This window comes from Acidovorax sp. ST3 (assembly GCF_003231145.1).
Taxonomy (GTDB): Bacteria; Pseudomonadota; Gammaproteobacteria; order Burkholderiales; family Burkholderiaceae_C; genus Acidovorax.
On sequence record NZ_QKVP01000002.1, the window covers coordinates 491680 to 504961 of the forward strand.

Sequence of the window (13282 nt, forward strand, 5' to 3'; positions counted from 1 at the left end):
ACTACCCCCTCAAGGAGACATGACTTGATCACCCCCCTGCCATTTCGCATGCACGCCAGCGTTGCAGCCCTGTGGTGCCTGGCAGCCACCACGGCCTTCTCGGCCCAGCCTGGCGCCAGCACGGCAGCCCCCCAACAAGACGATGAAATTGCCCACGCCGTGAAAGAGGGCGACACCCTGGAAGGACTGGCCCGCAGCTACCTGGCCAACCCGCGCCAGTGGCCGCTGCTGCAGGCCCGCAACAAGGTGGCTGACCCCAGGCGCCTGCAACCGGGCTCGCTGATCTTCATCCCCGTGCGGCTGCAGCCCAGCGAATCGGCCACCGTGCAGTTTGTGCAGGGCGAGGCCACGGCGCAGGCGCGGGGCAGCAGCACACCCGCCCCCATCGCAACCGGCAGCAAGCTGGAAGAAGGCACCGAGCTGAAGGTGGGCCCCGAGTCGTTCGTGGCCGTGCAGCTGGCCGATGGCACCGTGGTGCGGGTACAGGCGCAGTCCGAGCTACAGCTGCGCCAGCTGCGTCGGCGGGGGCGCGCAGGCAGCGTGCAGTCAGTGCTGGAGATGCACAAGGGCGGCGTGGAATCGACCGTGCCCCCCAGCGCCGAGCCGCTGCGCCGCATGGAGATCCGCACACCGCTGGCGGTGACCAGCGTGCGGGGCACCCAGTTCAGCGTGGCGTTGGCCGATTCGGGCCAGACCACGGCGTCGGTCGAACATGGCTCGGTGGCCGTGCAGTCGCGGCGCGACACCGACAGTGAGCCCGGTGCCGCACTCAAGGCGCCCACTGCGCTGCTGACGCCTGGACAAGGCCTGGCGGTGGCCACCGATGGCACCATCGGCGCCGCCCGCGCGTTGCTGCCCGCCCCCGATACCTCCGGCATGCCCACCACGCTGGGCGATGCAGGCCTGCTGGCCATCGACCTGCCGATGGCCGCAGGCGCCACGCGCTATGTGGCGCAGGTGGCGCAAGACCCCGCCTTCACCCAGGTGCTGCGCCACGGCAGCTTCCCCGATGGCCGCCTGCGCTGGAAGGCGCTGGACGATGGCCGCTACTACCTGGCCGTGCGGGCGCTGGACGATGCGGGCATTGCGGGCCTGCCGGCCGTGCAGCCGTTCACCGTCAAGACCCGCCCGGTCGCACCGCTGTACCAGCACCCTGCGCCTGGCGCGGTGGTGCCCAGCGGCGCGGCCGAGCTGCGCTGCACGGAAGTCCCCGGCGTGCGCTGGTACCGCGTGCAGGTGGCCGCCGACGCCCAGTTCACCCAGCCCCTGCGCGACGAGCAGCGCCTGACCGAATGCCGCCTGCCCTTGGGGGCGCTGCCCGCAGGCAGTTACTTCTGGCGCATCGCCAGCCTGCTGGCGCTGCCCGACGGGCAGGCAGACCAGGGACCGTTTGCGCCGCCACAGCCCTTCACTGTGGCCGACCGGCCGACCGCCTTGTCCCTGCAGGCGCTGCAGGCAGAGGACGGAGATCCGACCGTGCGCCTGCACTGGCCTGCCCAGGCTGGCCAGCGCTTCCGGCTGCAGCGCACCGAGGCCACCGACCTGGACTTTGCCAAGGTTGCCGAGGACACCGTGCTCGACGCCCCGACCTGGACGGCCAGCAACCTGGCTGCCGGCGAGTACCTGGTGCGCATTCAGGTGCTGGACGCCAGTGGGCTGGAGAGCGACTTCTCCCCACCGCGCAAGATGCGCGTGGGCACGGGCATCCGCACGGGTGCGGGCTTGCCGGTGTCCACCAGCAGCGGCACACCCGTGGGCCGGCCTTGAGCGGGCCATGGAGCCTGCTCAGCCCCGCCGTACCAGTTGCACCAGCGCGTGCTGCTTTCGCGGCACGTGCTGAGCAAACGTCGCACACCCCACCACCCCTGCCATGGTGACCATTGCCCACCTGCGCCGCCGCCGACGCCGCCTGGAATGGGCGCTGCTGGCCTGCGCGCTGATGGCGCTGGTGGCATGGCTCAGCACCGCCGACAGCCTGGGCCGCGTCAACCATCTGGTGCAGGACGCAGGCATGCGGCTGGTCTCACGGCCCGCCCACCCCGACATCGTGATCGTGGCCATCGACGATGCCAGCATTGCCGCCATCGGCCGCTGGCCCTGGCGCCGGGCCCTGCATGCCGAGCTGATCTCGCGCCTGACCGCCCAGAACCCGCGCGCCATTGGCATGGATGTGCTGTTCAACGAAGCCGACCTGGACTACCCCGAGGACGACCTGCTGCTAACCGACGCCATCCGGCGCAGTGCGCGCGTGGTGCTGCCCGTGCTGCGGCGCGGCTATGGCCCCGTCAGCAACCAGGCCGACCTGCCGTGGCCCGCCTTTGCCGATGCTGCCGCCGGCCTGGGCCACGTGCATGTGGCACCCGACAGCGATGGCGTGGTGCGCAGCCTGTACTTGCTGGAAGGCCCGGCGGCCGCCCCCTGGCACCACTTCAGCACCGCTCTGCAGTGCGTGGCAGACCGGCAACCTGCGGCTGCCTGCAGCCGCTCGCCCGCCAGCGCCACCGACACCAGTCCCTGGCAGCGCACTGAGCCCACGCTCATCGCCTATGCCGCCGGGCCATCGCCCTTCACCACCTACTCGTACATCGATGTGCTGCGCGGCCAGTTGCCGGCCGGGGCGCTGGACGGCAAGTACGTGCTGGTGGGCGCAGCAGCCTCGGGCCTGGGCGACATGTTTGCCACACCCGTCAGCCAGCAGTCGCGCCTGATGCCCGGCGTGGAGGTGGTGGCCCATGTGCTGGATGCCCGCCTGGCCGGCGAACGCATCGTGCGTGCACCGCAGGCCCTGAACATCGCCTTCAATCTGGTGCCGGTGGCCTGTGCGCTGCTTGCGTTGCTGCTCATTGGCCCATTGGCGGCCCTGCTGACCAGCGCCGCACTGGCGGTGGCCACCTTGCTGCTGAGCATGGCCCTGCCCTGGTGGGCAGGTTTGCAGTTCGCACCCGCAGCGGCCTTGCTGGGCCTCGCACTGGCCTACCCGCTGTGGAGCTGGCGGCGCCTGAGTGCGGCCGCGCACTTTCTGCGGCTGGAGATGGAGAACCTGCAACGCCAGGGCCTGGCCATGCGCTTGCGCAGACGGCCCGGAGACTCCGCCGACTTTCTGGAGCGCCGCATCAATGCCGTGGAGCGCGCATCCCGCCAGCTGCGCGACCTGCACCAGTTTGTGAGCGAGAGCCTGCAGCAGCTGCCCTCCCCCACCATCGTCTGCGCCCCCGACGGTGAAATCCTGCTGGCCAACCAGGCAGCCCGCCAGCATCTGGGAGGCACCACCCAGCCCACCCTGCAGGGGCTGTCGGTGGTGGACCTGCTGGCTGATCTGGTCGAGTCAGGAACCGATGCGCCAATCGTCACCCAGGCGGCCTTGCAGCATGGCACCCTGCCCAAGCAGGCCGAGGGCACGGACGCCCAGGCCCGCAACCTATTGGTGCAATGCAAGCCTTTCACCAACCTGGCCAATGCAGGCTGGCTGCTGACCCTGGTGGACCTGACCGAGATGCGTCGCGCGCTGCAGCAACGTGACCAGGCGATGCACTTCATCTCGCACGACATCCGCGCGCCCAACGCGTCCATCCTGACGCTCTTGGAAATGCAGCGCGCCTACCCCGGCCGCCTGTCGGACCAGGAGTTGCTGGAGCGCATTGAGCGTTACGCGCAGGCCTCGTTGGGCATGGCCGAGAGTTTTGTACAACTGGCCAGCGCGCAATCGCAGCCATACCGCATGGCGCCGCTGGACCTGGCAGCCCTGCTCTCCGAAACCACCGACGACCTCTGGACCCTGGCCCGCGACCGCAATGTGGACGTGCGCACGGTGGCCACGCCAGACTCTGCGCCCTGCCTGGGCGACCGCGCCCTGCTGTCCCGCGCCCTGACCAACGTGATCCACAACGCCATCAAGTTCAGCCCCGATGGCGGCACGGTGCAGTGCGCCATCGTGGCGCGGGGCGCGCACTGGGTGGTGTCAGTGCGAGACCAGGGCCCTGGCATCGCGCCCGAGCAGCAGTGCCGCCTGTTCACCCCCTACCAGCGGTTGCACGACCACAGCCACCCCGCCATCGCCGGGGTGGGCCTGGGCTTGGCACTGGTGCAGACCGTAGTGCTGCGCCACGGCGGGACGCTGGAGGTGGAGAGCGATGTCGGGCGGGGTGCCAAGTTCCGGCTGGTGCTGCCGCAGCAGTTGGATGCGCCGTCGGACGACGACGAGGCGTAGTAGCTAGCCGCGAGGCGCCGACTGCGACCGCAGAAAGTCGAGCACCGCCCGGTGGTCACCCTGGAAAACGATGCGGTCGGCGCGGCTCTGCCGCTGATAGGCGTACATCGGGTCGTAATAGTCACGCATGAGTGCAGCAATCCAGTCCCGGTGCAGCGACAAATCGCCCCGGCTGCGCTGCTGCGCCAGCGCTGTCTGCATCGACCCGCGAAGCGCCTGGTAGCGGTCTCCGCCTAGGCGCTTGGCGAGTTTACTCAGGCTGTCGAGCAGCCGCGCCGCAAACAGGTCGGTCCCCGCCGCCTCTCCATGGATCGCGACAAAATCAGCGCATTGCTGCTGCACATAGTCGCGCAGGATGCGCTCCACACGGGCGTCAAAAGCATCCTCCAGGCAGACGATGGGTACCCGTTCCAGCCGCAGACGCAGCTCCAGCGGCACAGAACAGCTACCCACGTGGCGACCTTCGTCCTCCAGCACAAAGGTTTCGTGGCCCTGCGCACGCTTCTTCAGCACATCGATGGCCAGCCGGTTCTCAAAATCGATCTGCGTGGGCTGGCCGCTGACGCGCTGGCCAAAACTGGAGCCACGGTGGTTGGCATGGCCTTCCAGGTCCAAGCCATTGGCCAGTTGCGCAATCACTTCGGTCTTGCCGGTACCGGTCAGGCCACTGAGCACTACAAACCCGCACTCCGCCGCCGCAGTCTGCGTGGTGCCGATGAGGAACCCGCGCATGGCCTTGTAGCCCCCCACCACCCGGGGGTAGTCGATGCCCGCTTCGTTCAGCAACCACCGCTGCACGATCTGCGAGCGCAACCCGCCACGAAAGCAGTACAGCACGCCCTGCGGATGCGCCCGCGCAAACTGCGCCCACGCCTCGATGCGCTGGCGCTTGATGGTGCCCGACACCAGCTGGTGCCCCAGCGCAATCGCGGCCTCCTGGCCCTTGTGCTTGTAGCAGGTGCCCACCTGCTGGCGCTCGCCATCGTCCATCAGGGGCAGGTTGGCAACACCAGGAAACGCGCCCTGCCCAAACTCCACCGGCGCGCGCACATCCATCATGGGCACATCGTTCAAAAAGATGTGCCGGTAGTCCGTGAGGTTGGTGGGCATCAGCGCAGCTCGACGGCAAAGGCCTGTCGCGGGGTGAGCTCACCGATGGGCTGCAGCGCCAGGCCCAGTTCTGCGGCCACCTGCAGAAAATCGGCCTCGCCCTCCGGGCTCACGGCCACCAGCAGCCCCCCGCTGGTCTGGGGGTCGCACAGCAAGTGCTTTTGCACCTCCGTCAGGGGCGCAATCTTGGCGCCATAACTGTCAAAGTTGCGCAGCGTGCCGCCGGGCACACAGCCCTGGTCCATGTAGTAGTCCACCCCCTCCAGGCGCGGCACGGCCGCGTAGTCAATCACGGCGCTCAAGCCGCTGCCCTCGGCCATTTCGACCAGGTGCCCCAACAGACCGAAGCCAGTCACATCCGTCATCGCTTGCACGCCGGCCAGCCGGCCGAATCGGCTCCCTGGCTTATTGAGCGTGCACATCAGGTCGCACGCCACGCCCACATCCTCGGGGCGCAGCTTGGCCTTTTTTTCGGCGGTGGTCAGGATGCCGATACCGAGGGGCTTGGTCAGATACAGGCGGCAACCCGCCGTGGCCGTGTCGTTGCGCTTGAGGTGGCGCTTTTCGACGATGCCTGTGACCGCCAGGCCGAAGATGGGCTCTGGCGCATCGATGGAATGCCCGCCCGCCAGGGGAATGCCTGCCGCGTCGCACACCGCACGCCCCCCGCGCACCACCTCACGCGCCACCTCGGGCGGCAGCACATTCACCGGCCAACCCAGGATGGCAATGGCCATCAGCGGATCGGCGCCCATGGCGTAGATGTCGCTGATCGCGTTGGTGGCAGCAATGCGCCCGAAGTCGTACGGGTCATCCACGATGGGCATGAAGAAATCGGTGGTGGAGACCACGCCGCGCTCCGCATCCAGGGCATACACCGCCGCATCGTCCCGCGACGTGTTGCCCACCCAAAGCCGGGGGTCCAAGTGCTGCGCCCCGCTGCCCGCCAGGATCACGTCCAGCACCTTGGGGCTGATCTTGCAGCCGCAGCCTGCGCCGTGGCTGTACTCGGTCAGGCGGATGGGGGAGGTTGTCAAGGTCTCTGGGAGCATGCGAGGTTCTTTCGTGACAGCAGCCGCGGGCCGCGCAACCCATATTCTGGCGCTGCAGGGAAACGCGGCCATGCATCGCAATCAATACCCTGTCACTCCCGCATCTGCATGGTGATGTCCACACAATGGCGAATCTGCGAGTCTCTTCAACCGCAGCGCCCGAAGCGGGCTATCCAGCCGCCTGTAGTGTTCCTGCAGCCCCAAAAGAAAAAGGCCCTGTGCTATCGATTAAATAGCTACAGGGCCTTGATGCTGGCGGAGAGGGTGGGATTCGAACCCACGGTAGTGTTGCCACTACGCCTGATTTCGAGTCAGGTACATTCGACCACTCTGCCACCTCTCCTGTGTGTCGAAGCCTTCGATTATAGCCAGATTTTCAGGGCTTGAGCACGGCGGTGCCGCCCAGGTAGGGCCGCAGCACCTCGGGCACCGTCACGCTGCCATCGGCCTGCTGGTAGTTTTCCAGGACCGCCACCAGGGTGCGGCCCACGGCCAGGCCGGAACCGTTCAGGGTGTGCAGCAGCTCGTTCTTGCCTTGGGCATTCTTGAAGCGGGCTTGCAGGCGGCGCGCCTGGAACGCTTCGCAGTTGCTCACCGAGCTGATTTCGCGGTAGGTGTTCTGCGCGGGCAGCCACACTTCCAGGTCGTAGGTCTTGGCGGCGCCAAAGCCCATGTCGCCCGTGCACAGGCTCATCACGCGGTAGGGCAAGCCCAGCTTTTGCAGCACGGCCTCGGCGTGGCGGGTCATTTCCTCCAGCGCTTCGTAGCTCTTGTCGGGGTGCACGATCTGGACCATTTCGACCTTGTCGAACTGGTGCTGGCGGATCATGCCGCGCGTGTCGCGGCCGTAGCTGCCAGCCTCGGAGCGGAAGCATGGCGTGTGGGCCGTGAGCTTGATGGGCAGGTCGGCCTCGGCCACCACCACGTCGCGCACGAAGTTGGTCAGCGGCACTTCGCTGGTGGGGATGAGGTACAGCGCCGCGTTGTCCGGCACGGGCTCGCCGTCCTGGCCGCCCTTCTTGGCAGCAAAGAGGTCGCCCTCGAACTTGGGCAGCTGGCCCGTGCCCTTGAGCGAGTCGGCGTTCACAGCGTAAGGCACGTAGCACTCGGTGTAGCCGTGCTCTTGCGTCTGCACGTCCAGCATGAACTGGCTGAGCGCGCGATGCAGGCGAGCAATCGGGCCCTTCATCACGGTAAAGCGCGAGCCCGAGAGCTTCACGCCCATGTCGAAATCGAGGCCCAGCGGTGTGCCCACATCGACATGGTCCTTGACTTCGAAATCAAACTTCGCAGGCGTGCCCCAGCGGCGCACTTCGACATTGCCTGCTTCGTCGCTGCCCACTGGCACGGATTCGTGCGGCAGGTTGGGCACAGCCACCAGCATGGCTAGCAGCTCGGACTGGATCTGCTCCAGGCGGGCAGCCGATTGCTCCAGCTCCACCTTGCCTTCGGCCACCTGGGCCTTGACGGCTTCGGCGCCGTCCTTGTCACCCCGGCTCATCAGCATGCCGACCTGCTTGGACAGCTGGTTGCGCTGGGCCTGCAGCTCTTCGGTGCGGGTCTGCAGCGTCTTGCGCTCGGACTCCAGGGCCTGGAAAGCGGAGACGTCCAGGAAGGCCTGGGGCTTTTTGCGGGTTTCCAGCCGCGCGATGGCGGTGTCGAGGTCTTTGCGGAGGAGAAGAATGTCAAGCATTGCAGGATTTTAAGGGGGTGGTCGGCACAGGCTCAGGCCAAGCTGGCGGGGTCAAAGTTGGCGCCGCAGAGAATCAGGGCCACTGTCTCTTGCGGCTGGGGCTTGTAGGCGCCGGTTTGCAAAGCTGCCAAGCCCAGCGCGGCGGCGGGTTCCACGGCCAGTTTCAGCTCCTTCCACAGCCACAGCTGGGCAGCGCGGATGGCGTCATCCGGCAGCAGCAGCGCGTCGTGCACATGGCGCTGGCTCACTGCCCAGCTGATCGCCCCGATGCGGCGGGCGCCAAGCGAATCAGCAGCCACGCCACCCACCTCCACATCCACCGGGTGGCCCGCAGCCCGCGCGGCGTGCAGGGTGGGTGCGCGTTCGGGCTCCAGCGCCACCACATGGGCGCGGCTTTCCACCCATGCGGCCACACCGCCGATGAGGCCACCACCGCCCACGCTGACCAGCACCGTGTCGGGCAGGCGGCCGCCCTGCTCTTCCATCTCCAGCGCCAGGGTACCCGCGCCGGCCACCACTTCGGGCTGGTCGTAGGCATGGGCCTGCAAGGCTCCGGTGGTCTTCTGGCGGGCCACGCAGGCTTCAAAGGCTTCGGAATACGCGGCGCCGGTGACGACCACCTCCGCCCCCAGGGCGCGCAGGCGAGCGCGCTTGGCCTCTGGCGAGACCTCGGGCACAAAGACCTCGCAGCGCACGCCCAGGGCCTGGGCAGCAGCCGCCACGGCAATGCCCGCGTTGCCGCCCGAGGCGATGATCACGCCGCTCTCGGGCACCGGATTGGCCAGCAGGCGATACAGCATGCCGCGCGCCTTGAAGCTGCCGCCCACCTGCAGATGCTCCAGCTTGAGCCAGACCTCGGCACAGTCCATGCCCAAGGACTTGCCGGACAGGCGCATCAGCGGCGTGGTGCGCAAAAAGTCGGGCTGGGTGGCCAGTTGGCGGCGGGCAGCGGCAATGGCGGCGCGGTCGATCATGCAGGGGCTCCGGATGGCAGGTGGTGTCAAAAGAAGGGGCAGTGTAGGGGCTGCCCGCAACATGCAGACACAACGTGGACTGCACGTGCGCCCCACAACTGCCGATAACATGGGCAAAGCAGTTCCAAACCCACCCGTCCGGCGGTTCTGCACACAGGAGAAAAGCATGTTCTTTGTGTTCGGCCCGTCGGGCCAGATGTACCGGGGCGGCCCCGAAAACCTGGCACGTATTTCTGCAGTGCGCAGCGTGCAACGCCCGCAGGCCCTGCGCACGCGGGCCATGGATGCACAAGACGGGCAGCCGGTGCCCGTCTTCACGGCCCCGCCCCGCCCCACCGCCGCCGACCACACCCATGCGGCGGCACCCGGCGCCGTCGTCAACCTGCGCCTGCAGGACGCCGTGAGCGCCTACGCGCAAACGGAGCAAGGCCCCCAGGCCAGTGCCCGCCAGCCGTTGACCAAGGTGAGCGATGTGATGACCACCGGCGGCGTGAGTGTGGCGCCCGATGTGCGCGTGAACGATGCCTGGCAGACCCTGGCCGAGCACCGGGTGGCGCAGGCCCCCGTGGTGGACGCGCTGGGCCGCGTGATCGGTCTGCTGCTGAGGGCCGACATGGCGCCGCTGGATCTGCTGCCCGAGCCCGGCGCCGTCAAGCAGGCCATCGACCTGGCCCGCCGCCCGGTGGCCGAGGTGATGGTGAGCCCGGTGCCCACGGTGTCCCCCGACACCGAACTGCGCCGCGTGGCTGCCGTGCTGCTGGACACCGGCCTGCCCGGCCTGCCGGTGACGGACGAGGCGGGCGTGCTGTCGGGCTTCATTTCACGCACCGACATCCTGCGCGCAGTGGCGGCCGACCCACCACTGGACCTGTGGAGCGGGCCCGCCGTGCCCCTGTAAGGGAATATTTGAATAAAAATGGCCGCTGGCGCTAGAAGAATATGCGCCTTCCGCTATCAATTCAGGAGTGAATAAAAAGGGCGCCTGTTGGCGCCCTTGCACGATCACCGGCGGCCCTTCACGCCACCGTCAGTGGGCCGATGGACCTGTCTCTGGCGTGCGCTCACGAATCTCCAGCCCCGTGGCCGCGTCGATCTTGAGCCCCTTGGGCAGCGGGAACTTGATGGTTTCCTCGATGCCCGCCATGGTGCGGACCGACACAGCGCCCAGCGCCTTGATGCGGTCGATGACCTGCTGCACCAGGATTTCCGGCGCCGAGGCTCCGGCGGTCAGCCCTACGCGTGCAAGGCCCTTGAACCATTCGCCCTGCAGCTCGTCGGCACTGTCCACCATGTAGGCCGTGGTGCCCAGCTTGGCCGCCAGCTCGCGCAGGCGGTTGCTGTTGGAGCTGGTGGGGCTGCCCACCACGATCACCACGTCCACCTGCGGGCTCAGCACCTTGACGGCGTCCTGCCGGTTTTGCGTGGCGTAGCAGATGTCCTGCTGCTTGGGTTCGCGCACATTCGGAAAGCGCGCCCGCACGGCGGCAGATATTTCAGCCGCGTCGTCCACACTCAGCGTGGTCTGCGTGACCACGGCCAGTTTCTCGGTCTGTGCCGGCTGCACGCGGGCCACGTCCTCCACGTCTTCCACCAGGTGGATGCCGTGGTCGAGCTGGCCCATGGTGCCCTCGACCTCGGGGTGGCCCTTGTGGCCGATCATGATGAATTCGTAGCCTTCTTTAGCGAGCTTGGCCACTTCGACGTGCACCTTCGTCACCAGCGGGCAGGTCGCGTCAAAAATGCTGAAGCCCCGCGCCTCGGCCTCTTGCTGCACCGCCTTGCTCACGCCATGGGCGCTGAAGACCAGCGTGGCGCCCGGGGGCACGTCGGACAGCTCTTCGATGAAGATCGCGCCCTTGGCCTTGAGGTCGTTCACCACGTAGGTGTTGTGCACGATCTCGTGGCGCACATAGATGGGGGCGCCAAACTTCTGGATGGCACGCTCCACGATCTCGATGGCGCGGTCCACACCGGCGCAAAAGCCGCGCGGCTCGGCCAGCAGGATTTCTTTCGGCGCCAGCATCACAGGATCCCGATCAGCTGCACTTCAAAGGTCACAGGCTGGCCCGCCAGTGGGTGGTTGAAGTCGAACAGCACCGCGCCGTCTTCACGCACCTGCATCACGGCCCCGGCGTAGCTGCCCTGGCCGTCGGGCGTGGGGAACTGAACCACATCGCCCACGTTGTACTTTTCGTCGGGGTCACCCAGCTCGTTCATCAGCTTGCGCGCCACCCACTGCTGCATGTCGGGGTTGCGCTCGCCAAAAGCCTCGCCTGCAGGCAGCTCGAACGTGGTGCGCGTGCCCTCGGCCAGGCCCAACAGGCGCTGCTCCATGGCGGGCGACAGCTCGCCCGTGCCCAGCGACAGGGTGGCCGGCTTGTCGGCAAAGGTGTTGATCACATCCCCCGCTGGGCCAGCCAGGCGGTAGTGCAGCGTAAGGAAGGAGCCCGGCTGAACGGTGGGAAGGGGGGTGGAAATAGAGGTCATGAGAGTCCCGATAAACTGCCCCGATTGTAGAAAACCGGGGAAACCCCTATCGGCTGGGTCCATCGGTGCCCTGCCCCGTACGTACTTTCCTCGCGCCATGCCCCTCAAAGACCTGCCCGCCGACGCCCAGCCCCGCGAAAAACTGCTGGCACGCGGCCCCGCCGCACTGGCCGATGCCGAGCTGCTGGCCATCCTGCTGCGCACCGGCATCGTGGGCAAGGGTGTGCTGCAGATGGCGCAGGAGCTGCTAGACCCGCCCGGCATCGACCCGGACACGGGCGCCGTCACCGGCGGCTTTGGCGGCATTGCCGGGCTGCTGCACACCAGCGCGGCCGACCTGGAACGCATCAAGGGCCTGGGCCCCGCCAAGCGGGCCGAGCTGGTGGCGGTGCTGGAGCTGGCCCGCCGCGCCCTGGCCCAGCAACTGCGCGAGCGCGAAGTGTTCGACTCGCCCGACACCGTCAAGCACTACCTGCAGCTGCACCTGGCCGCCAAGGGGCACGAGGTGTTTGCGGTGCTGTTCCTCGATGCGCAGAACCGCCTGCTCGCGCTGGAGGAACTGTTTCGCGGCACGCTCACGCAGACCAGTGTGTACCCGCGCGAGGTGGTGCTGCGCGCCCTGCACCACCAGGCCGCCGCCGTGGTGCTGGCCCACAACCACCCGAGCGGCAGCGTACAACCCAGCCGTGCGGATGAGGCGCTGACCCAGACCCTGAAGACGACGCTGGCCCTCGTGGACGTGCGCGTGCTCGACCATGTGATCGTGGCACCGGGCCAGGCGCTGTCGATGGCTGAAAAGGGCCTGGTGTGACCGCCCCAGCCCCCACACCCGCCCAGCCGCCCACGGCCCTGCAAGCCGCGCTGGCGCGTGCTGCGCGCGCTGTTCCCGGCAAGGCGCCCCCGGTGGAAGCCACAGCCCCCGCCCCGGCCCCGGCCCCCAGCGCACCCCGGTCCGCCCGGCGTGCAGGCCTGGGCGACAAAAAGGCGGCGGCCAAAGCGGCCATGCGCCCGCTGCGCCAGGCCCCCGCTGGGCCCACAGCCGCAGCGAGCCCTTCACCACCCCGCCGCCGTGCCCCCCCGGCCCCGCGCAGTGCGGGTGAGCGCATCACCCAGCTGCAGGACCTGGCCACCGTGGCCCGCCGCCTGCGCGAGGAGCAGGAGCGCCGCGAGGCCGAAGACAAAGCCCGGCGCGAAGCGGCAGCACGGGCCGAGGCCGAGCGCCACCTCTTCAGCCGCAGCGTGGGCCCTGTCACCCCGCTGCGCAACCCCAATGTGGCGCGGCTGCGGCGCCACCAGCCGCCGCCGCTGCCGGTGCAGCACTGGCTGGACGAGGAGCGGGTGCTGCTCGAATCCATCAGCGACGACTTCGACGTGAGCACCCTGCTGGACACCGACGACCAGCTCAGCTTTCGCCGCCCCGGCATCGGCGTGGAAGTGACGCGCCGCCTGCGCTCAGGCCACTGGAGCATTCAGCGCCACCTGGACTTGCACGGCCTGCGTGTGGACGACGCGCGCGAGGCGCTGGGTGAATTCATCCGCCAGGCGCACAAGATCGGCCTGCGCTGCGTGCGCGTGGTGCATGGCAAGGGACTGGGCTCGCCCGGCAAAAGCCCTGTGCTCAAGGGCCGCGTACAGCGCTGGCTGGTGCAGAAGAACGAGGTGCTGGCCTTCGTGCAGGCGCGGCCCATGGACGGCGGCGCGGGCGCCCTGGTGGTGCTGCTGCAACCCGTGTTGCGCAAAAATTCATAAAAATAGCCGC

Annotated in this window: 11 protein-coding genes and 1 tRNA gene; 5 read left to right on the forward strand and 7 right to left on the reverse strand. The window is 68.1% G+C overall.

The window, feature by feature from the left end; genetic code table 11:
• Window positions 1–24: 24 nt before the first annotated feature.
• Both DNK89_RS07140 and DNK89_RS07145 read left to right on the forward strand, forming a co-directional pair.
• Window positions 25–1767, forward strand: a complete 1743-nt coding sequence (locus tag DNK89_RS07140) for a FecR domain-containing protein (RefSeq protein WP_110959506.1) — start codon at window positions 25–27, stop codon at window positions 1765–1767.
• Window positions 1768–1870: 103 nt separating this feature from the next.
• Window positions 1871–4207, forward strand: coding sequence for a CHASE2 domain-containing protein (locus DNK89_RS07145; RefSeq protein ID WP_110959507.1), 2337 nt, complete (start codon window positions 1871–1873; stop codon window positions 4205–4207).
• A 3-nt stretch (window positions 4208–4210) separates the two neighbouring features.
• Here DNK89_RS07145 and mnmH read toward each other — a convergent pair whose 3' ends face one another.
• From mnmH to DNK89_RS07170, 5 genes are all read right to left on the reverse strand, one after another.
• On the reverse strand, window positions 4211–5317 hold the full coding sequence (gene mnmH / locus DNK89_RS07150; RefSeq protein WP_110959508.1) for a tRNA 2-selenouridine(34) synthase MnmH: 1107 nt from the start codon (window positions 5315–5317) through the stop codon (window positions 4211–4213).
• Window positions 5317–6369 (reverse strand): selenide, water dikinase SelD, encoded by a 1053-nt coding sequence (gene selD / locus DNK89_RS07155; RefSeq protein WP_110959509.1) that lies wholly within the window; start codon window positions 6367–6369, stop codon window positions 5317–5319. The genes mnmH and selD overlap by 1 nt, the downstream gene beginning before the upstream one ends.
• Before the next feature lie 253 nt (window positions 6370–6622).
• Window positions 6623–6712 (reverse strand) — tRNA-Ser (locus DNK89_RS07160).
• Between the two features lie 33 nt (window positions 6713–6745).
• Window positions 6746–8062, reverse strand: a complete 1317-nt coding sequence (gene serS, locus DNK89_RS07165) for a serine--tRNA ligase (protein ID WP_110959510.1) — start codon at window positions 8060–8062, stop codon at window positions 6746–6748.
• 32 nt (window positions 8063–8094) lie between these two features.
• The gene (locus DNK89_RS07170; RefSeq protein WP_110959511.1) at window positions 8095–9036 is read right to left on the reverse strand and encodes a threonine/serine dehydratase; all 942 of its coding nucleotides are present in this window, start codon (window positions 9034–9036) and stop codon (window positions 8095–8097) included.
• Between the two features lie 166 nt (window positions 9037–9202).
• On the opposite strand from DNK89_RS07170, the gene DNK89_RS07175 reads away from it, so the two are divergent.
• Entirely contained in the window at window positions 9203–9934 is a 732-nt protein-coding gene (locus tag DNK89_RS07175; RefSeq protein ID WP_110959512.1) for an HPP family protein, read from the forward strand.
• Between the two features lie 129 nt (window positions 9935–10063).
• Here DNK89_RS07175 and ispH read toward each other — a convergent pair whose 3' ends face one another.
• Complete coding sequence (gene ispH / locus DNK89_RS07180) at window positions 10064–11059, reverse strand: 4-hydroxy-3-methylbut-2-enyl diphosphate reductase (RefSeq protein ID WP_110959513.1); 996 nt, start codon at window positions 11057–11059, stop codon at window positions 10064–10066.
• Complete coding sequence (locus tag DNK89_RS07185; protein ID WP_015012908.1) at window positions 11059–11523, reverse strand: peptidylprolyl isomerase; 465 nt, start codon at window positions 11521–11523, stop codon at window positions 11059–11061. The genes ispH and DNK89_RS07185 overlap by 1 nt, the downstream gene beginning before the upstream one ends.
• A gap of 97 nt (window positions 11524–11620) precedes the next feature.
• Between DNK89_RS07185 and radC the strand changes: the two genes are divergently transcribed.
• Window positions 11621–12334, forward strand: a complete 714-nt coding sequence (gene radC, locus DNK89_RS07190) for a DNA repair protein RadC (protein WP_056641656.1) — start codon at window positions 11621–11623, stop codon at window positions 12332–12334.
• Between the two features lie 191 nt (window positions 12335–12525).
• A complete protein-coding gene (locus DNK89_RS07195) occupies window positions 12526–13272 on the forward strand; it encodes a Smr/MutS family protein (protein ID WP_370220891.1) in 747 nt (248 codons plus the stop codon).
• Window positions 13273–13282 lie beyond the last annotated feature (10 nt).